Origin of the sequence: Streptomyces sp. Tu 3180 (assembly GCF_009852415.1) — a bacterium.
In the GTDB taxonomy this organism is placed as follows: Bacteria; Actinomycetota; Actinomycetes; order Streptomycetales; family Streptomycetaceae; genus Streptomyces.
The window spans coordinates 6,950,518-6,971,160 of the sequence record NZ_WOXS01000002.1 but is presented as its reverse complement, the minus strand read 5'-3'; the positions used below and the strand labels follow the sequence as shown (position 1 = coordinate 6,971,160).

The window sequence follows — 20,643 nt, the reverse complement described above, 5'->3', positions numbered from 1 at the left end:
GGGCGCGGGGCCCGGGGAGACGGCGGGCGGAGGTCCGGCGTCCTCCGCCCGCCGCCGTTCTGGTCGCCCCTAGGAGGGCAGTTCCTTCAGCTGGATGTTGCGGAAGGAGACCTGGTCGTCGGCGCCGTGGTTCTGCAGGCCGATGTAGCCGTCGGTCAGGCTCCGCTCGGGGTCCTGGTTGGTGAAGTCGTTGATCTTGACTCCGTTGAGGAACACCTGGAGGCGTTCGCCCTGGACCTTGATCTCGTAGGAGTTCCACTGGCCGGGCGGCCGCAGGACCTGGTCACGGGCCTTGGTGTTCGCCGACTGGAACGAGTAGACGGAGCCCGTGGTGCGGTCGGGCGCGTCCGTGGCGTCGATCTGGATCTCGTAGCCCTTGTTCACCGCGGACCAGGGGTCGTCGGAGGCGGGGAAGCCCACGAAGACACCGGAGTTGTCGTCGCCCTGCATCTTCCAGTCGAGCTTGAGCGAGTACGACGTCAGTTCCTTGGCCTGGTACCACAGCAGGCCCATGCCGCCCTCGGACTCCATCACGCCGTCCCTGACGACGAACTTGCCGGGGCCGGCCTGCTTCCAGCCATCCAGGGTCCGGCCGTTGAAGATGTCCCGGTGGCCCTTGGCCGGCTTGCAGTCCGCCTTGACCTGGCCGGTGGCGTACTGCAGACCGCCGAGCAGGTGGGCGCGGAAGGCCTCCTCCGCGTAGGACTCCTTGGTGTGACCGCCGCCGGTGTAGAAGGAGCGGCCGCCGCCGTAGCTCTGGCACCAGGCGATCGGGTGGTCGCCCTTCATGGTGCCGCCCTGGTAGGTGGTCTCGTCGAGGGTGGCGAGGACCTTGGCCTGCTCACGCGGGTTGGTGCGGTAGTTGTACCACTCGTCGGTGCGCTCCCAGGCGTCGTCCAGGTGCGCGGTGGACGGGTGGTCGTGGTCGTGGACGCGCACGGTGGCCTTCTGGATGGCCGGGTGCGAGTCGAAGTAGGCGCCGACGAGGCCGCCGTAGAACTCCCAGTCGTACTCGGTGTCGGCGGCGGCGTGGATGCCCATGTAGCCGCCGCCGTTCTCGACGTAGTCCTCGAACGCCTTCTGCTGGTCGGCGTCGAGGACGTCACCGGTGGTGGACAGGAAGACCACCGCGTCGTACTTGGCGAGGTTGGCCGTGGTGAACTGCCTCGCCTCCTCGGTCGCCGTGACCGAGATGCCGGCCGGGGCGCCCAGCTCCTTCAGCGCGGCGACGCCCTCCGGGATGGAGTCGTGCCGGAAGCCCGCCGTCCTGGAGAAGACCAGGACCTTCTTGCCGGCCTTGAACGGCTCGGTGGAGAACTCGAAGTCGTCCACGTCGTAGAGCGCGCCGTCGCCGCCCCGGAAGACCAGGTAGATCTCCGTGGTGCGCTTCGGCAGCGACCGCAGCGGCACGTCGACGTCCTGGAACGTCTCCCAGCCGCCGGTCGGCGGGATGTACGCCGAGCCGTGCAGCGGACCGTCGGGCGAGCCGGTGCGCAGCTCGACGAAGCCGCCCGCGCCGCCGGAGGAGGCCCGCACGGTCATCTTCTTCTGCCCGGCGAACCGGTAGGGGCCGAAGGAGATCCAGTCGCCGTCGTCGATGTCGCCGACGGTCTTGCCGCCGTGGGCGGCGGACTTGTCGTAGGTCCGCACGCCCGACTGGGCGGTGAAGTGCTCGGCCTGGCGGTGCAGCGGCTGGAGCACGGTGCGGGCGGTGCCGGTCAGGGCCTCCTGGCCGTTCGCCCCGCCGTCGGTGTAGCTCGCTCCGACGACGCCGTAGATGTTGGCGTTGGGGTCGTGGCCGCCGTCCCCGGCGGGCGGCTCGAGGGTGCCCTCACAGCCCGTCTCGCTGGTCAGCTCGTGGGCGTGGGAGTCGTGGCCGAGGCTGTAGACGACCTTGACCTTGGAGCAGTCGACGGTCTCCTCGGGGTCGGTGACGGTCACCTTGAACGGGACGGGCTCGCCGAAGGCGGCCAGGCTGCCGTTGCCCGGGACCTCGATCTTCACCCTGGGCTCGGTGTTGCCGACCACGATCCGGGTGCTGGCGTTGCCGGTGTTGCCCTCGGGGTCCTTCGCGGTGAAGGTCGCGGTGTAGGTGCCGGCCTTCTTGTACCGGTGGGTGGGGGTGAGTCCCTCGCCCTTGGTGCCGTCGCCGAAGTCCCAGCTGTAGGTGAGGTCCGGGGAGTCGGCGTCCTTGGCCGTGGCCGTGAACCTGACCTTCAGGCCGGCCGCGCCGGAGGTCCTGTCGGCGCTCACCTCGGCGATCGGGGAGAAGCCGTCCTCCGCGTTCTCGATCCGGTACAGCGCGGAGTTCTCGTCGCCCTGGAACCAGGAGACGCCGTAGTCCAGGACGTAGAGCGCGCCGTCGGGCCCGAACTCCATGTCCATGATCTGGGTGCCGGTCCACGGGAAGTCGTTGATCTTCGCGACCGTGCCGTCCTCGGCCTGCTCGATCCGCTTGATCCAGCGGCGGCCGAACTCGCCCGCGAAGAAGTCGCCGTCGTACGCCTCGGGGAACTTCACCGAGGACTCGAGCTCGGGGTCGTAGCGGTAGACCGGGCCGGCCATCGGGGACTCGGAGCCGCTGCCGAACTCGGGCACGGAACCGCCGTCGTACGGGATCCAGGCGGGCTGGGCGGGCGGCAGGTCGACGAGGCCGGTGTTGTGCGGCGAGGTGTTCTTCGGGGCGTCGCAGTCGAACTTCCCGCCGGAGGCACCGGAGGCGAAGTCGTAGTCGACGTAGGCGTCGTTGTCGCCGGTGCAGAACGGCCAGCCGAAGTTGGCGGCCTCGGTGACCTTGGCGAACTCGACCTGTCCCGCCGGGCCCCGGTCCGGGTCGGCGGCGCCGGCGTCGGGGCCGTAGTCGCCGACGTAGACGACGCCGGTCTTGTCGTCGACGCTCATCCGGAAGGGGTTGCGGAAGCCCATGGCGTAGATCTCGGGGCGGGTCTTCTCGGTGCCCGGGGCGAAGAGGTTGCCCTCCGGGATCGTGTACGAGCCGTCCTCGGCGACCTTGATGCGCAGGATCTTGCCGCGCAGGTCGTTGGTGTTGCCGGAGCTGCGGCGGGCGTCGAAGGCCGGGTTGCGGTTCGGCCGCTCGTCGATCGGCGTGAAGCCGTCGGAGGCGAAGGGGTTGGTGTCGTCGCCGGTGGAGAGGTAGAGGTTGCCCTCGGCGTCGAAGTCGATGTCGCCGCCGACGTGGCAGCAGGTGCCGCGGGAGGCCGCGACGTCCAGGACCTTCTTCTCGCTGGCCAGGTCCAGCGTGCCGTTGGGGTTGAGGACGAAGCGGGAGAGGCGGTTGACGCCGTCGAACTTCGCGAAGTCCTCGGCGGTGCCGGTCTCCGGGGCGTCGCCCGCGGGGGTGTCGAGCGGCGGGGCGTAGTAGAGGTAGATCGCCCGGTTGTTCTCGAAGTCCGGGTCGACGCCGACGCCCTGCAGGCCCTCCTCGTCATGGCTGTAGACGTCGAGCTTGCCGGCGACCTTGGTGACGCCGCCCTGGTCGGTGAGGCGCAGCGTGCCGTCGCGCGAGGTGTGCAGGACGCTGCGGTCCGGGAGCACGGCGAGCGACATCGGCTCGCCCGTCTCCGGTTCGCCCTTGGCGAGCGGCACCTGCTGGAACTGCCCCTCGGCGGCCGCCGGTCCGTCGTGTTCCGGGTGGCCGGGGTGGGCGCCGGCGACGGTCGCCGGGGTGCCCACGGCCAGCATCAGGCCGGTGAACAGGGCGAGGGTGGTGCGGAGTCCGGGACGCCTCGCGGTGGTGGTGCTTCTGAGTCTGCTTCTGTGCACGAAGTCCCTCCGGGAACGGGATGGCCGTACGGAACGGGTGCGTGGAGGTGCGGTGCGGGCGCCGGGGTGCGCCGTCACCCCGGAGACGTGTGTGTCCTGAACACTTCAAGGACGGTAACCGCGTTCCCTCGAGGCGGACACCCCTTGACCCAGGACTGGTCGAACTTTTTCCCATCTCAGGACAAAGTGGCGTCCGGGCAGGTCGGACCGGGGACCGGCGGATGTTCCGGTCCCCGTTCCGGCCCGCCGCCGGGCGCGCGGATCAGCTGTTGAACGCGGCGTCGAAGGACGCGCTGGGCGGGTCGAAGTCGAAGGCCTTCAGGCGGGTCAGCGCCTCGGGAGCGCCCTGGAGCCGGTCCATGCCGGCGTCCTCCCACTCCACGGAGACCGGACCGTCGTACCCGATCGACCGCAGCATCCGGAACACGTCCTCCCAGGGAACGTCACCGTGCCCGGCGGAGACGAAGTCCCAGCCGCGCCGCGGATCGCCCCAGGGCAGATGCGAGCCGAGACGGCCGTTGCGCCCGTCCAGCCGCCGCCGGGCCTCCTTGCAGTCCACGTGGTAGATCCGGTCCCGGAAGTCGTAGAGGAACCCCACCGGGTCCAGGTCCTGCCACACGAAGTGCGAGGGATCGAAGTTGAGCCCGAAGGCCGGCCGGCGGCCGACCGCCTCCAGGGCCCGCACGGTCGTCCAGTAGTCGTAGGCGATCTCACTGGGATGCACCTCGTGCGCGAACCGCACGCCCTGCGCGTCGAACACGTCCAGGATCGGGTTCCACCGCTCGGCGAAGTCCTCGTAACCCCGCTCGATCATCGACTCGGGCGCCGGCGGGAACATCGCCACCAGGTGCCAGATCGACGAACCGGTGAAACCGACGACCGTGTCCACACCGAAGGCGGCCGCGGCACGCGCGGTGTCCCCGATCTCGGCCGCGGCGCGCCGCCGTACGCCCTCGGGCTCGCCGTCGCCCCAGATCCGGGCGGGCAGGATGGCCCGGTGGCGCTCGTCGATGATGGCGTCGCACACGGCCTGGCCGACCAGGTGGTTGGAGACCGCCCAGCACTTCAGGCCGTACTTGTCGAGGAGCCGGTGGCGGGACGCGAGGTAGGAGGGGTCGGCCAGGGCCTTGTCGACCTCGAAGTGGTCCCCCCAGCAGGCGAGTTCCAGCCCGTCGTAGCCGAAGTCGCGGGCCAGGTGGCAGACCTCCTCCAGCGGCAGGTCGGCCCACTGACCGGTGAACAGCGTGAAGTTGCGCGGCATCCGTTCTCAGCCCTCCTTCAGGCGGCGATCGGCGTGTAGACGGAGTTCTTCCCGGCACTCTCCTCCACCGCGGCCAGCACCCGCTGCACCTGCAGCCCGTCGGCGAAGGAAGGCTCGGGCGTGCGCCCCTCGGCGACCGCGTGCACCAGATCACGGGCCTGGTGCACGAAGGTGTGCTCGTAACCGAGACCGTGGCCCGGCGGCCACCAGGCGTCCAGGTAGGGGTGCTCGGGTTCGGTGACGAGGATGCGGCGGAAGCCGGCGTGCGCCCCGGGCTCCGTGCCGTCGTGGTACGACAGCTCGTTGAGCCGCTCCAGGTCGAAGGCCAGCGAACCGCGCTCGCCGTTGAGTTCGATGCGCAGGGCGTTCTTGCGTCCGGTGGCGTAGCGGGTGGCCTCGAAGGAGGCGAGGGCGCCGGAGGCGAAGCGGCCGGTGAACAGGGCGGCGTCGTCCACGGTGACCTGCCCGGTGCCGGCGGCCGAGACGGCGGCCAGGCCGCTGCTGGGCGCGGTGGGCAGCGGCCGCTCCCGTACGAAGGTCTCGGTGAGCGCGGAGACGCCCGCCAGCCGCTCGCCGGCCAGGTACTGCGCGAGGTCGACGATGTGCGCCCCGAGGTCGCCGAGCGAGCCGGAGCCGGCGTGCTCGCGGCGCAGCCGCCAGGTCAGCGGGAACTCCGGGTCCACCAGCCAGTCCTGCAGGTACGCCACGCGCACGTGCCGCAGCCTGCCGATCCTGCCCTCGGCCACCATCCGCCGGGCCAGCGCGGTCGCGGGGACCCGGCGGTAGTTGAAGCCGACCATCGCCAGCCGGCCGCGCCCGTGTGCCTCTTCGGCGGCACGGGCCATCGCCTCGGCCTCGGCGACGTTGTTGGCCAGCGGCTTCTCGCACAGCACGTGCTTGCCCGCGGCGAGGGCGGCCAGCGCTATCTCGGCGTGGCTGTCACCGGGGGTGCAGATGTCGACGAGGTCGACGTCGTCCCGTTCGACCAGGGCGCGCCAGTCGGTCTCGGTGGCCGCCCAGCCGTGCCGGTCGGCCGCCGCGCGCACGGCGTCGGCGTTCCGGCCGCAGATCACGGCCAGTTCGGGGCTCAGCGGCAGGTCGAAGACGCGGCCCGCGGTGCGCCAGCCCTGGGAGTGGGCGGCGCCCATGAAGGCGTAGCCGACCATGCCGACGCGCAACGGCGGCTTCCCCGTGTCTGCCCCTTCTGGCTGCTGCGGCTGTGCCATACGGATGTCCTCCTCGTCGTCGTGGCGGGTGGGGGGTGGGCCCCGCCCGGTGGGCTGGTCAGGCCCGTGGGGCGGGGCTCCTCACTTGAAGCCGGTGGACATGTACTGGTCCACGTTCTCCTTGTCGACGACGGCCGAGTACAGCGTGATCGACGCCGGGATCTCGAACTCGGCGAGACCGCCGACGCCCTTGCCCTGGCCCAGCGCCCGGGCGAGGTCGATCGCGGAGGCGGCCATCGTCGGCGGGTACAGGACGGTCGCCTTCAGGACGCCGTTGTCGGCCTTGATGGCGTCCATCGCGGACTTGGCGCCCGCGCCGCCGACCATCAGGAAGTCGTCGCGCCCGGCCTGCTCGATGGCGCGCAGCGCGCCCACGCCCTGGTCGTCGTCGTGGTTCCACAGCGCGTCGAACTTCGACTGCGCCTGGAGCAGCTGGGCCATCTTGGCCTGACCGGACTCGACCGTGAAGTCGGCCGCCTGACGGGCCACCTTCCTGATGTTGGGATAGTTCTTCAGCGCGTCGTCGAAGCCCTGGGTGCGCTGCTTGGTGAGCTCCAGGTTGTCCAGCCCGGCCAGTTCCACGACCCGGGCGTCCGGCCTGTCCTTGAGCTTCTCCCCGATGTAGTGGCCGGCGTTCAGCCCCATGCCGTAGTTGTCGCCGCCGATCCAGCAGCGGTACGCCTGCGGGGTGTTGAAGATCCGGTCCAGGTTGACCACCGGGATGCCGGCGCGCATCGCCTTCAGCCCGACCTGGGTGAGCGCCTTGCCGTCGGCCGGCAGCACCACCAGCACGTCGACCTTCTTGTTGATCAGGGTCTCGATCTGGCCGATCTGCTGGGCGGTGTCGTTGGAACCCTCGGTGATCTCCAGCGTGACGTCGGAGTACTTCTCCGCGCGCTGCTTGGCGTTCTGGTTGATGGCGTTGAGCCAGCCGTGGTCGGCCTGCGGCCCGGCGAAACCGATCGTGACCGGCTTGCCCGGCTTGTCGTCGGCGGCGGGCTGGTCGTTCGCGGCCGGCTCGTCGTCGGACTCGTTGCTCGTGCAGCCGGTGAGGAAGGCACCGGCGGACACGGCGGCGGCTCCGAAGAGGAGCCCTCTGCGGCTCGCGAAAGGCGTGGGCTGTGGCATGGCGGTGAACCCTTTCCTCAGGTCGTGCTCGCGGTACGGCGCTGGACCAGCACGGCGGCGACGATGATCGCGCCCTTGGCGATCTGCTGGACGTCGCTCTGCAGGTTGTTCAGGGCGAAGATGTTGGTGATCGTGGTGAAGACCAGGACACCGAGGACGGAGCCGACGATGGTGCCCCGGCCGCCGGTGAGCAGGGTGCCGCCGATGATCGCGGCGGCGATGGCGTCGAGTTCGTAGAGGTTGCCGTTGGTGTTCTGGCCGGAGCCGGACAGCACGATCAGCAGGAACGCGGCGATGCCGCAGCACAGCCCGGACAGCAGGTAGAGGTAGAGCCGCTGGCGGCGGACGTCGATGCCGGCGAGCCGGGCGGCCTCCGCGTTGCCGCCGACCGCGACGGTGCGGCGGCCGAAGGTGGTCCGGTTGAGCACCAGCCAGCCGATGACGGTGACCGCGGCGAACACCAGCACCAGCGGCGGGACGCCGAGCACGTAGGCGTCGCGTTCGCCGAGGTCGAGGACGCCGTCGACGGTCACGATCTGCGTCCGCCCGTCGGTGATCTGCAGGGCCAGGCCCCGGGCCGAGGCGAGCATGGCGAGCGTGGCGATGAACGGCACCATCCCGCCGTAGGCGATCAGCACCCCGTTGACCAGGCCGCACCCCACTCCGACGAGGACGGCGGTGAACAGGATGCCGCCGAAGCCGTACTCCTGGGTGGCGACCGTGGTCGCCCACACCGAGGCGAGGGCGACGATCGCGCCGACCGACAGGTCGATGCCGCCGGAGATGATGACGAACGTCATGCCGACGGTGACGACACCGATCACGGAGGCCTGGGTGAGGACGAGCTGCAGGTTGCGGGTGTCGAGGAACTCGTCCGGTTTGGTGACGCCGCCGATGAGGATCAGTACGGCGAGTACGCCGAGCAGCGACCACGTGCGGACGTCGGCGCGGAACAGCACGGCGCGCCAGGCGGGTGTTTCGCCGGCCGACGGCACCTTGGGGGTGCTGTCCCGCGGCGGGGAGACGGGCTGCGTCATGACGCCGGGCTTCCTTCCATGACCAGGTCGAGTACACGGTGTTCGTCGAGTTCGCGGGCGGGCGCCGTGTGGACGACCCGGCCCTCGCGCAGCACCAGGACGCGGTCGGCGAGGCCGAGCACCTCGGGCACCTCGCTGGAGACCAGCAGCACGGCGAGGCCTTCGTCCGCCAGCCGGCGGACGACCGCGTACAGTTCGGCGCGGGCGCCCACGTCGACGCCGCGCGTGGGTTCGTCGAGGAGCAGGACCCGGCAGCCGCGCAGCAGCCAGCGCGCGAGCACGGCCTTCTGCTGGTTGCCGCCGGACAGCGTGCGCACGGGCACGTCCGGGTTGTCGGGCCGCAGGGACAGTTCGCGGGTCGCCGCGCGCGCCGCCCCCAGTTCGGCACCGCGGTCGATCCAGCCGCCCCGCGAGAAGCGGGACAGGGAGGAGACCGACACGTTGCGGGTGACGGACTCCAGCATCAGCAGCGCCTGCGCCTTGCGCTCCTCGGGGGCGAGGCCGATCCCGGCGCTGACGGCCGCCCGCACGCTGCCCGGCTTGAGGGGCCGCCCGTCGACGAGGACGCGACCGGTGTCGGGCCTGCGGGCGCCGTAGACCGTCTCCAGGATCTCGGAGCGTCCGGAGCCGACGAGCCCCGCGAGCCCGACGATCTCGCCGGGGCGCACCTGGAGGTCGAGGGGGGCGAACTCGCCGTGCCGGGACAGCCCTTCGACGGTGAGCACCGGTTCGGCCCCGGGCGCGGAGGCGGGCCGCTCCGGGAAGACGTACTCCACGTTGCGTCCCGTCATCAGCGCGACGACCTCGCGGGTGGGCGTCGACTTCGCGGGCAGCCCGCCGGCCACGGCCCGGCCGTCCTTCAGCACCGTCACCCGGTCGCCGATGCGCCGGATCTCCTCCAGCCGGTGCGAGATGTAGACGACGGCCACTCCGTCGGCGGTGAGGTCGGCGACGATGCGGAAGAGGTTGTCGACCTCGTCCGGGTCGAGGGCGGCGGACGGCTCGTCCATCACGATGAGCCGTACGTCGTGGGACAGCGCCCGCGCCATCGACACGATCTGCTGCTGCGCCGCCGACAGCTCCCCGACCAGGCGGGCCGGGTCGATCTCCGGGTGCCCGAGCCGCTCGAGCAGCTCCGCGGTCGCGGTACGGGCGGCCTTCCCCCGTACGACGAAGCCGGCGGCCGTGGGTTCGTGGCCGAGGTGGACGTTCTCGGCGACCGACAGGTGCTCCACCAGGTCGAGTTCCTGGTAGATGGTGGCGATGCCCAGGCGCATGGCGGCGATCGGCGAGCGGAGCGTGACGGCCTCCCCGCGCCAGCGGATGGTGCCCGTGTCGGGCTGGTGGGCGCCGGCCAGCACCTTGATCAGGGTGGACTTCCCGGCACCGTTCTGGCCGAGCAGGCAGTGCACCTCACCGGCCTGGACGTCGAGGTCGACGCCGTCCAGGGCCCGGACTCCGGGGAACGACTTGGTGATGCCGGACATGCTGAGCAGCGGTGGTTCTGGTGCCATGCGGATTCCCCTCGGCGGGCGTGCGGCCGGTTCAGGGCACGGTCGGGCCAACGTTGTCAGGGCAGGGCGGAGCAGCGGGGTGGTGCCGGTGGGACGTGCGGTGGTGGTGCGGTGCGGTGGGTCCTACGCGGGTGAGAACAGGTGGTCGCTGATGAGCCGGGCCGCGCCGATGACGCCGGCGGTGGGGCCCAGTTCGCCCAGGACGATGGGCAGGTTGCCGGTCGCCAGGGGCAGTGACTGGCGGTAGACCTGGGTGCGGATCGCGGCGAGCAGGGTGTGGCCGAGGCCGGTCACCCCGCCGCCGATCACCACCAGGCCGGGGTTGAAGAAGCTGACCAGGCCGGCGATGACCTGGCCGGTGCGGTTGCCGCCCTCGCGGATCAGGTCGAGGGCGCTCGCGTCCCCCGCGGCGGCCGCCGCGGCGACGTCGACGGCGCTGAGCGTGCCGTTGGTCTCCAGGCGGCTCGCGAGTTCGGCGGAGAGCCCCTGCTGGGCGGCCTCCATGGCGTCCCGGGCGAGGGCCGCGCCGGAGAAGTGCGCCTCCAGGCAGCCCCGGTTGCCGCAGGCGCACGGGCGGCCGTCGGGCACGGCCTGGATGTGCCCGATGTCGCCCGCGCTGCCCGTCGTCCCGCGGTAGACCTCACCGCCGACGACGATGCCGCAGCCGATGCCGGTGCCGATCTTGACGCAGAGGAAGTCGGCGACGGTGCGGGCGACGCCCGCGTGCTGCTCCCCCATCGCCATCAGGTTCACGTCGTTGTCGACCATGACCGGGCAGCCGAGGTCCTGGCTGAGCGCCTCCCGCACGGGGAAGCCGTCCCAGCCCGGCATGATCGGCGGGGCCACCGGGACGCCCTCGGGGAAGCGGACCGGACCGGGGACGCCGATGCCGGCGCCGTCGAACCCCTCCGCGAGCCCCGAGGCCCTCAGCTTGGCGGCCATGGCCAGTACCTGTTCGAAGACCGCGACCGGCCCCTCGCGGACGTACATGGGCTGGTTGATGTGTCCGAGGATCTCCAGCTCGGCGTTGGTGACGGCGACGTCGACCGAGGTCGCGCCGATGTCGACGCCGAGGAGACGCAGGCGCGGGTTGAGCCGGATGTTGTGGGACCGCCGGCCGCCGCGCGAGGCGGCGAGTCCGTCGGCCACGACGAGTTCCGTCTCCAGCAGCCGGTCCACCTCCACGGCCAGCTTCGACCGCGAGAGGTCGACCTGGTCGCCCAGCTGGGCACGGGAGTTGGGACCGCCGTCGCGCAGCAGCCGGAGCAGGCGGGCCTGGTGGGCGTTCGCGGGTCGCGCCGTCATACGTCTCACGAGCCCCTCCCCGCCTCAATCGGCCTGTGCGTGCCGGATCCCGGCCACGTCGTGGCGTGCTTTCGGAGGGAAAGTAGCAGCGGCTGCCCGGGGTGGGAAGAAGTCGCGCAGGAATTGCCCCCGACTTTTTCCACTCGCAGGACAAAGAAGTCCCGGAGCGTCCGGATCCTCCGGCGCGGCGACCGGCCGTGCGCACGGCCGGGCCCCCCGGCGCCGCGGGGCTAGGACTTCGTCCGCGCGTGGTACGAACGCCGGGTGTGCTCGGTGTGTTCGCGCATGAGCCGGGTGGCCAGCTGCTCGTCGTGGTCCGCGATGGCGGCGATCAGGTCACGGTGCTCGACCCAGGACTGTCCGCCGCGCTGCCGGGCGATCGGCGTGTAGTACCAGCGCACGCGCCGGTCGACCCGGGCGGCGAGCTCGGCGAGCACCGCGTTGCCGGCCAGCTCCATGACCGTGGCGTGGAAGCGGGCGTTGAGGGCGACGGCGGCGTCCACGTCGTCGGAGGCGACGGCTTCGAGACCCTGCGCCAGGATCTCCTCCAGGGCCTCGACGCCCGCGCCGTCCGCGTTGAGCGCGGCGAGCCGGGCGGCCTCGGCCTCCAGCAGCGTGCGGACGGTGAGCAGCTGGTCGGCCTCCTCCTCCGTCGGCTCGTGCACGAACGCGCCCTGCGCCGGGCGCAGGTCCACCCAGCCCTCGGTGTTGAGCCGCTGCAGCGCCTCGCGCACCGGCTGGCGGGAGACCCCGAGGTGGCCGGCGAGTTCGCTCTCGACCAGGTGTTGGCCGGGCTGGAGGGCGCGGGTGGTGATGAGTTCGAGCAGCGCCTCGTAGACGCGGTCGCGCAGCGGGCCGGGCCGTTCGAGCCTGGGCACCGCCCCCTGGGGCAGTCCTGTCGACAACATCGCGGTCCCTCCTCGGCAGAACCGTGCACCGCCGCAGCGCCGGTAGTGATTGTCTTTCGTCTACAGTCTACGGCGCGCACGTGCCAGGGGGCGGGGAGTCGGCCTCGTCACACCCGCGCGGGGAGCGCTCAGGGACAGCGGACGACCTGTCCCGCGTACGACAGGTTCCCGCCGAAGCCGAACAGCAGCACGGGATCGCCGGTCGACACCGAACCCCGCTCGACCAGCTTGGAGAAGGCGAGCGGGATGCTCGCGGCCGAGGTGTTGCCGGACTCGGTGACGTCACGGGCGACGACGGCGTGGACCGCGCCGATCCTGAGCGCGAGGGGCTCGATGATCCGCAGGTTGGCCTGGTGCAGCACGACCGCGGCGAGTTCCTCGGGGGCCACTCCCGCCTTCTCGCAGGCCCGGCGGGCGATGGACGGCAGCCGGGTGGTCGCCCAGCGGTAGACGCTCTGCCCCTCCTGCGCGAACCGCGGCGGCGTCCCCTCGATCCGCACCGCGTTCCCCATCTCGGGCACCGATCCCCACAGCACGGGCCCGATCCCGGGTTCCCCGGCGGCCTCCACCACCGCGGCCCCCGCGCCGTCACCGACGAGGACGCAGGTGGAGCGGTCGGTCCAGTCGGCCACGTCGGACATCTTGTCGGCGCCGATCACCAGGGCGCGGCCCGCGGCGCCGGCCCGCACGGCGTGGTCGGCGGTGGCCAGCGCGTGGGTGAACCCGGCGCAGACCACGTTGAGGTCCATCACCGCCGGCCCGGGCATGCCGAGGCGCGCGGCGACCCGGGCGGCCATGTTGGGCGAGCGGTCGATCGCGGTGGAGGTGGCGACCACCACCAGGTCGATGTCGGCGGGGGCGCGGCCGGCCGCCGCCAGGGCCTTGGCGGCGGCGTGCGCGGCCAGTTCGTCGACCGGCTCGTCGGGGCCGGCGATGTGACGGGTGCGGATGCCCACCCGGCTCGTGATCCACTCGTCGCTGGTGTCGACCATGCCCGCCAGGTCCTCGTTGGTGAGCACCCTGGCGGGCTGGTAGTGGCCGACGGCGGCGATGCGCGAGCCGATCATGAATGGGCCCCCTCTGGTCCGGTTGCGGGATGCACCAGTCTGATCAGTGACTCACGGGTACGAGGGCAGGTGAAGCGACAGGAAACGGGTGCCGGGCTTGTCGGCTTCGGTCAGGCCCCGCACCCGGCCGCCCGGCGCGCCGCGGTCACCCGGTGAACAACTGCGTCGCCTTCCGCACGAGCTCGTAGAGGCCGTAGGCGAGCGGCACCCCCACCCACAGCCAGGCGAGGGCGATCAGCCCGCGGCGGCCGGGGCTAGGCGGACTCTGGCTGCTGTCGCCGGTCATCGGCGGCCTCCTTCACCGTGTCGGGTTCCGGGACGTGGTGGCGGGGATGGACGGGGCGGACGAGCTCGTTGGCGACGAAGCCGACGACCAGCAGTCCGATCATGATCAGCAGCGACAGCCCGTACAGCGACGAGCCGTGCCGGCCCGCCTCCTCCTGCCGGTCGGCCACCCAGTTCACGATCAGCGGTCCGAGCACGCCGGCCGTGGACCAGGCGGTGAGCAGCCGCCCGTGGATCGCGCCGACCTGGTAGGCGCCGAACAGGTCCTTCAGATACGCCGGGACCGTCGCGAAGCCGCCGCCGTAGAAGGAGAGGATCACCAGCGCGCACAGCACGAACAGCGGTTTGGAGGAGTCGCCGAACAGGGCGATGAGCGCGTACATCAGTGCGCCGGCGCCCAGGTAGAGGCGGTAGACGTTCTTCCGGCCGATCAGGTCGGAGGTGGACGACCAGCCGATGCGGCCCGCCATGTTCGCCGCCGACAGCAGCGCGACGAAGCCGGCCGCGGCCGTCGCCGACACCGGGGCGGAGGTGTCCGCGAAGAAGTCGGTGATCATCGGCGCGGCCTTCTCCAGGATGCCGATGCCGGCGGTGACGTTCATGCAGAGCACGATCCACAGCAGCCAGAACTGCGGGGTGCGCACGGCGCCGCGGGCCGAGACCTGCGGTCCGGTGAGGACGGCGGGGCCGCCGGCCACCGGCCGCTCGGTGCGCGGCACCCGTACGAGCACCACGCCGAGCAGCATGAACACCGCGTAGGTCAGCCCGTGCACGAGGAAGGCGAGCGCGATGCCGTCGCCGTCGGTGCCGAAGGACTCGAGCATCCGCGCCGACCAGGGCGAGGCGATCAGCGCGCCGCCGCCGAAGCCCATGATGGCGATGCCGGTGGCCATGCCGGGCCGGTCCGGGAACCACTTGATGAGCGTCGACACCGGCGAGATGTACCCGATGCCGAGGCCGATGCCGCCGACGAAGCCGTAGCCGAGGACGATCAGCCAGTACTGCCCGGTGGCCGCGCCGAGGGCGGAGAGCAGGAAGCCGGAGGAGAAGCAGACCAGGGCGACGGTCATCGCCCAGCGCGGGCCGTTGCGTTCGACGAGGGTGCCGCCGAAGGCGGCGGACAGGCCGAGCATGACGATGCCGAGCTGGAAGGGCAGCGCGCTCTGGGTGCCGCTGAGGCCGAGCGCGGACTCCAGCGGCGGCTTGAACACGCTCCACGCGTAGGCCTGGCCGATGGAGAGGTGAACGGAGAGGGCGGCGGGCGGAACCAGCCAGCGGCTCCACCCGGGGGGTGCGACGGGGGGACTCATGATCCCGGACGGTAGGAAACGCGGCCGGAGTTGAGAAGGCGTCAGGTCGACCGTATGCGGTGAACGGTACGCGGAGGGCGACGAACGGTCGCGCGCACCCTTGTCGCACCCATCTCCATACTGTAGACAATATTTCGTCGACATCGTCCGGCGCCCCGCGCTCCGGCGCCGACAGCCACCTCCGCGGTATCCCTCGAACCGAACGGAGCGTTCCCGTGAAAGTCGCAGTCCTCGGCGCCGGGGCCATCGGCGCCTACGTCGGCGCCGCGCTCCACCGCGCGGGTGCCGACGTGCACCTCATCGCCCGTGGACCGCACCTGGCGGCCATGAGGCGGCACGGCGTGCGGGTGCACAGCCCACGCGGCGACTTCACCGCACACCCCCGCGCGACCGACGACCCGGCCGAGGTCGGCCCGGTCGACCACGTCTTCCTGGGCCTGAAGGCCCACGCGTACGCGGCGTGCGGGCCGCTGATCGCCCCCCTGCTGCACGACACCACGGCGGTCGTCGCCGCCCAGAACGGCATTCCCTGGTGGTACTTCCACCGGCACGGCGGTCCCTGGGACGGCCACCGCATCGAGAGCGTGGACCCGGGCGGCGCGGTCAGTGCGGTGCTCGCGCCCGAACGGGCCGTCGGCTGCGTCGTCTACGCGGCCACCGAGCTGGAGGGCCCGGGCGTCGTCCGGCATCTGGAGGGCACCCGGTTCTCCGTCGGCGAGCCCGACCGCAGCGTCTCGGCGCGCTGCCTGGAGTTCGGCGCGGCCATGCGGGCCGGCGGCCTGAAGTGCCCGGTCGAGCCGGACCTGCGCAACGACATCTGGCTGAAGCTGCTCGGCAACATCTCCTTCAACCCGATCAGCGCCCTGGCCCGCGCCACCATGCGGCAGATGTGCGCGCACGGCGGCACCCGCCGGGTGATCGAGACGATGATGGCCGAGACCCTGGCGGTCGCCGAGGCCCTCGGCTGCGAGGTCGGCGTCTCCATCGAGCGCCGGCTCGCGGGCGCCGAGAAGGTCGGCGACCACCGCACCTCCACGCTCCAGGACCTGGAGCGCGGCAAACCGCTGGAACTCGACGTGCTGCTCGCCGCGGTCGTCGAGCTCGCGGAGACCACCGGCGTGGAGGTGCCCACCCTGCGCACCGTGCACGCCATCTCGGACCTGCTCGCGCTGAGGAGCGCCGCATGAGGAAGCGTCGGCCGAAGACCTACACCCGGCTCACCCACCCCCTGGTCAGGGACTCCCGCGACGAGCCGCTGAGGCGGGCGACCTGGGAGGAGGCCCTGGACCGGGCCGCCCGCGGACTCGGCGCCGCGCGCGGCGCGTTCGGGATGTTCTCCTGCGCCCGCGCGACCAACGAGATGAACTACGTGGCGCAGAAGTTCGCCCGGGTCGTCATGGGCACCAACAACGTCGACTCCTGCAACCGCACCTGCCACGCCCCGTCCGTGGCCGGTCTGTCGGCCGCGTTCGGCTCCGGCGGCGGGACGTCGTCGTACGAGGAGATCGAGCACACGGACGTCATCGTGATGTGGGGCTCCAACGCCCGCTTCGCGCACCCGATCTTCTTCCAGCACGTGCTGAGGGGCATCCGGGGCGGCGCCCGGATGTACGCGGTCGACCCGCGCCGGACGTCCACCGCCGAGTGGGCGGAGAGCTGGCTCGGGCTGAACGTCGGCACCGACATCCCGATGGCGCACGCGATCGGCCGCGAGATCATCCACGCGGGCCTGGTCAACGAGGCGTTCGTCCGGCGGGCGACCACCGGGTTCGAGGAGTACGCGGCGCTCGTCGAGCCGTGGACGCTGTCCCTCGCCGAGAAGGTGACCGGCGTACCGGCCGCCGCCATCAGGGAGCTGGCGCACGCCTACGCCCGCGCCGAGCGCGCCCAGCTGTGCTGGACCCTCGGCATCACCGAGCACCACAACGGCACCGACAACGTCCGCGCCCTGATCAACCTCTCCCTGCTCACCGGGCACGTCGGCCGCTACGGCTCCGGCCTGCAGCCCCTGCGCGGCCAGAACAACGTGCAGGGCGGCGGCGACATGGGCGCGATCCCCAACCGCCTGCCCGGCTTCCAGGACATCCTCGACGCGGAGGTCCGGCTGAAGTTCGAGTCCGCCTGGAACACCGTCATCCAGCCCCGCTACGGGCTGAACCTGACGGAGATGTTCGAGGCCATGGAGGACGGTTCGCTGCGGGCCGTCTACTGCATCGGCGAGAACCCGGCCCAGTCGGAGGCGGACAGCGAACAGGCCGTACGGCGGCTGCGGCGACTGGACTTCCTCGTCGTGCAGGACATCTTCCTCACGAGGACCGCCGAGCTCGCGGACGTGGTCCTGCCCGCGACCGCCGGCTGGGCGGAGACCGAGGGCACCACCACCAACAGCGAGCGGCGGGTGCAGCGCGTCCGCAGGGCGGTCGCCCCGCCCGGCGAGGCGCGCGAGGACATCGACATCATCTGCGACCTCGCCGCCCGTCTGGGCCACGGCTGGAAGTACGCCGACGCCGAGACCGTCTGGAACGAGCTGCGCTCGGTCTCGCCGGACCACTACGGGATGACGTACGAGCGCCTGGAGGAGCACCAGGGCATCCAGTGGCCGTGCCCGAGCACCGGCGCGCTCGAACCGACCTATCTGCACGGCCGGCTGTGGGAGAGGGACCCGGTGCGGCGGGGCAGGCCCGCGCCGTTCGGGATCGTGCGGCACGATCCGCCGGTCGACCTCACCGACGAGCAGTACCCGATCCGGCTCACCACCGGGCGGCGGCTCGACTCCTACAACACCGGCGTGCAGAGCGGTGGTTACTCCTCCCCGCTGCGCCGCGGCGAGCACGTCGAGCTGTGTCCGGAGGACGCCGAGCGGTACGGGGTCGTGGTGGGCGAGGAGGTGCGGGTGACCTCCCGCCGCGGGTCCGTGCTGGCGCCGGTGTGGATCGACACCGCGCTGCGGCCGGGGCTCGCGTTCATGACGTTCCACTTTCCCGACGAGGTGGACACCAACCGGCTGACGATCGAGGCGAACTGCCCGATCGCGGGGACGGCGGAGTTCAAGGCGTCGGCGATCCGGATCGAGAAGCTCCCGGCTGCGAGCCCTGCGACCCCTGTGAGGTGACGTCAAGTGGACCTGCGCTTCGGTGACGGCGAACCGACGGACGAGGAGCGGGCGGCGATCGACGCGCTGCTCGGCCCTCCCCGGTCCTCCTGGGAGGGCGCCGCCCGCGACGGGACGGAGGCCGCCGACCTGAGGTGGGCCCGTGGCGGACGGGAGGCCCGGGACCGCCGCGACCTGCTGCTGCCGGGGCTGCACGCCGTCAACGACCGGATCGGCTGGATCAGCGAGGGCGCCCTCGGCTACCTGTGCCGCCGGCTCACGGTGCCGCCGGCGGAGGCCTACGGGGTGGCCACGTTCTACGCGATGTTCTCGGTCCGGCCGCGTCCGGCGACCGTGCTCCACGTCTGCACGGACCTGGCGTGCGCGGCGGCCGGGGCGGACGGGCTGTGCGCCGGCGTCGAGTCGCGGCTCGGTCCCGGCAGCGGGGTGTCCGTCGAGCGCAGCCCCTGCCTGGGCCTGTGCGAACGCGCTCCCGCGACGCTGGCGATCAGGGCCGGGGACCCCGTGCGGACGGCCGTGTCGGCCCCGGCGACCGTGGAGGCGGCCGTGCGCGCGGCGGGCGCGCCGGACGCCGCGCCCGAGGAGCCGCCGGCGGTGACGGCGGTGCCGCAGGCGGGTGACCCGTCGCTGACCCTGCTGGGCCGGGTCGGCGTGGTCGATCCCGCGTCGCTGGACGACTACCGCGCCCACGGGGGTTACACGGCGCTGCGCCGGGCCTTCGAGCTGGGGCCCGCCGGAGTGATCCGCGAGGTCACCGACTCGGGCCTGGTCGGGCGGGGCGGCGCCGCCTTCCCCACCGGCCGCAAGTGGCAGGCCACCGCGTCCCGGCCGGACCACCCGCACTACCTGGTGTGCAACGCCGACGAGTCCGAGCCCGGCACCTTCAAGGACCGGGTGATCATGGAGGGTGACCCGTACGCGCTGGTGGAGGCGATGACGATCGCGGCGTACGCGATCGGCGCGCACACCGGGTACGTCTATCTGCGCGGTGAGTACCCGAGGGCGACGCACCGCCTGCGGCACGCCGTCGACCAGGCACGCGCCCGCGGTCTGCTGGGCGACGACGTCCTCGGTCAGGGCTACGCCTTCGACATCGAGATCCGGCGCGGCGCCGGCGCCTACATCTGCGGCGAGGAGACCGCGCTGTTCAACTCCATCGAGGGCTACCGGGGCGAGCCCCGCTCCAAGCCCCCCTTCCCGGTGGAGAAGGGCCTGTTCGGCAGGCCGACGGTGGAGAACAACGTCGAGACGCTGGTCAACGTGCTGCCGATCCTGACCGGGGGCGCCCCGGCGTACGCGGCCGTCGGCACCGGGCGGTCCACCGGGCCGAAACTGTTCTGCGTCTCGGGCGCTGTGGAGCGGCCCGGGGTCTACGAGCTGCCGTTCGGCGCGACGCTCGGCGAGCTGCTGGAGCCGGCCGGGGTGCGGGAGGGGCTGCGGGCGGTCCTGCTCGGCGGGGCGGCCGGCGGGTTCGTGCGCGCCGACGAGCTGGACATCCCGCTCACCTTCGAGGGCACGCGCGAGGCGGGCACGACGCTCGGCTCGGGGGTCGTGATGGCCTTCGACGACACGGTGCCGCTGCCCCGCCTGCTGCTGCGCATCGCCCGGTTCTTCCGGGACGAGTCGTGCGGGCAGTGCGTGCCCTGCCGGGTGGGGACCGTGCGCCAGGAGGAGGCGCTGCACCGGATCGTCGAGCGCACCGGCGCCGACGCCGCCGGTGACGTCGCCCTGCTGCGCGAGGTCGGCCGCGCGATGCGGGACGCCTCGATCTGCGGTCTGGGACAGACCGCGTGGAACGCCGTGGAATCCGCCATCGACCGTCTGGGGGCGTACGAATGACCGTGACACCGCTGGGGATCCCCCGCCGTCTGCTGGAGTTCACCCTCGACGGCGAGCCGGCCCGGGTTCCCGAGGGGGCGACGGTCCTGGACGCCTGCCGGGCCGCCGGGAGGGACGTCCCGACGCTGTGCGAGGGCGACACGCTGACGCCGAAGAGCGCCTGCCGGGTCTGCGTGGTGGAGGTGGAGGGCTCGCGCACCCTGGTCCCCGCCTGCTCGCGCCGGGCCGAACCGGGCATGGAGGTGCGCACCGGCACCGAGCGGGTCCGGCACAGCCGGAAGGTCGTCCTCGAGCTGCTCGCGTCCTGCGTCGACCTGTCGACCACCCCCCGGGTCTCCGGCTGGGTCAAGGAGTACGGGGCGAAGCCGGACCGGTTCGGCCCGGACGCGGCCCGCCTCGACGAGGAACCGAGGGTCGACAACGACCTGTACGTCCGCGACTACGGCAAGTGCATCCTCTGCTACAAGTGCGTGGACGCCTGCGGCGAGCAGTGGCAGAACACCTTCGCGATCTCGGTCGCGGGGCGCGGCTTCGACGCCCGCATCGCCGTGGAGCACGACGCGCCGCTGACCGACTCGGCGTGCGTGTACTGCGGGAACTGCATCGAGGTGTGCCCGACGGGCGCGCTGTCGTTCAAGTCGGAGTTCGACATGCGGGCGGCGGGTACGTGGGACGAGTCGAGGCAGACGGAGACGACGACCGTGTGCGCGTACTGCGGCGTGGGATGCAACCTCACCCTGCACATGCAGGACAATGAGATCGTGAAGGTCACCTCGCCGCACGACAACCCGGTGACCCACGGCAACCTGTGCATCAAGGGGCGCTTCGGCTACCAGCACGTACAGAACCGGGACTGATCGGGACTGGG

The 20,643-nt window shown here is 72.0% G+C and carries 15 protein-coding genes; 4 read left to right on the top strand and 11 right to left on the bottom strand.

The window, feature by feature from the left end; translation table 11 throughout:
- Positions 1–69: 69 nt before the first annotated feature.
- The 11 genes from GL259_RS31925 to GL259_RS31880 all read right to left on the bottom strand — a co-directional run bounded on the left by GL259_RS31925 (position 70) and on the right by GL259_RS31880 (position 14,824).
- Positions 70–3,783, bottom strand: a complete 3,714-nt coding sequence (locus GL259_RS31925) for a ThuA domain-containing protein (protein WP_159536743.1) — start codon at positions 3,781–3,783, stop codon at positions 70–72.
- Between the two features lie 262 nt (positions 3,784–4,045).
- A complete protein-coding gene (locus GL259_RS31920; RefSeq protein WP_159536742.1) occupies positions 4,046–5,044 on the bottom strand; it encodes a sugar phosphate isomerase/epimerase family protein in 999 nt (332 codons plus the stop codon).
- A 17-nt stretch (positions 5,045–5,061) separates the two neighbouring features.
- Complete coding sequence (locus tag GL259_RS31915) at positions 5,062–6,270, bottom strand: Gfo/Idh/MocA family oxidoreductase (protein ID WP_166461583.1); 1,209 nt, start codon at positions 6,268–6,270, stop codon at positions 5,062–5,064.
- A gap of 81 nt (positions 6,271–6,351) precedes the next feature.
- Positions 6,352–7,398, bottom strand: a complete 1,047-nt coding sequence (locus tag GL259_RS31910; protein ID WP_159536741.1) for a substrate-binding domain-containing protein — start codon at positions 7,396–7,398, stop codon at positions 6,352–6,354.
- A 17-nt stretch (positions 7,399–7,415) separates the two neighbouring features.
- Entirely contained in the window at positions 7,416–8,435 is a 1,020-nt protein-coding gene (locus GL259_RS31905; protein WP_159536740.1) for an ABC transporter permease, read from the bottom strand.
- On the bottom strand, positions 8,432–9,949 hold the full coding sequence (locus GL259_RS31900; RefSeq protein WP_159536739.1) for a sugar ABC transporter ATP-binding protein: 1,518 nt from the start codon (positions 9,947–9,949) through the stop codon (positions 8,432–8,434). Before GL259_RS31900 ends, GL259_RS31905 begins: the two co-directional genes overlap by 4 nt.
- Before the next feature lie 123 nt (positions 9,950–10,072).
- Positions 10,073–11,254, bottom strand: a complete 1,182-nt coding sequence (locus tag GL259_RS31895; RefSeq protein ID WP_159539151.1) for an ROK family protein — start codon at positions 11,252–11,254, stop codon at positions 10,073–10,075.
- 230 nt (positions 11,255–11,484) lie between these two features.
- Positions 11,485–12,162 (bottom strand): GntR family transcriptional regulator, encoded by a 678-nt coding sequence (locus GL259_RS31890; protein WP_159536738.1) that lies wholly within the window; start codon positions 12,160–12,162, stop codon positions 11,485–11,487.
- 128 nt (positions 12,163–12,290) lie between these two features.
- A complete protein-coding gene (locus tag GL259_RS31885; protein WP_159536737.1) occupies positions 12,291–13,229 on the bottom strand; it encodes a beta-ketoacyl-ACP synthase III in 939 nt (312 codons plus the stop codon).
- Positions 13,230–13,374: 145 nt separating this feature from the next.
- A complete protein-coding gene (locus tag GL259_RS37800) occupies positions 13,375–13,515 on the bottom strand; it encodes a hypothetical protein (RefSeq protein ID WP_166461582.1) in 141 nt (46 codons plus the stop codon).
- Positions 13,484–14,824: an OFA family MFS transporter gene (locus tag GL259_RS31880; protein WP_159536736.1), complete on the bottom strand. Its 1,341-nt coding sequence runs from the start codon at positions 14,822–14,824 to the stop codon at positions 13,484–13,486. The genes GL259_RS37800 and GL259_RS31880 overlap by 32 nt, the downstream gene beginning before the upstream one ends.
- A 215-nt stretch (positions 14,825–15,039) precedes the next feature.
- Between GL259_RS31880 and GL259_RS31875 the strand changes: the two genes are divergently transcribed.
- Genes GL259_RS31875 through GL259_RS31860 form a run of 4 tightly spaced genes read left to right on the top strand, consistent with a single transcriptional unit; the run spans position 15,040 to position 20,632 of the window.
- Positions 15,040–16,011, top strand: coding sequence for a 2-dehydropantoate 2-reductase (locus GL259_RS31875; protein ID WP_159536735.1), 972 nt, complete (start codon positions 15,040–15,042; stop codon positions 16,009–16,011).
- Positions 16,008–17,936, top strand: coding sequence for a molybdopterin-dependent oxidoreductase (locus tag GL259_RS31870; protein ID WP_159536734.1), 1,929 nt, complete (start codon positions 16,008–16,010; stop codon positions 17,934–17,936). The genes GL259_RS31875 and GL259_RS31870 overlap by 4 nt, the downstream gene beginning before the upstream one ends.
- A gap of 6 nt (positions 17,937–17,942) precedes the next feature.
- On the top strand, positions 17,943–19,775 hold the full coding sequence (locus GL259_RS31865) for an NAD(P)H-dependent oxidoreductase subunit E (protein WP_159536733.1): 1,833 nt from the start codon (positions 17,943–17,945) through the stop codon (positions 19,773–19,775).
- Entirely contained in the window at positions 19,772–20,632 is an 861-nt protein-coding gene (locus tag GL259_RS31860; protein ID WP_159536732.1) for a 2Fe-2S iron-sulfur cluster-binding protein, read from the top strand. The genes GL259_RS31865 and GL259_RS31860 overlap by 4 nt, the downstream gene beginning before the upstream one ends.
- Positions 20,633–20,643: the final 11 nt, after the last annotated feature.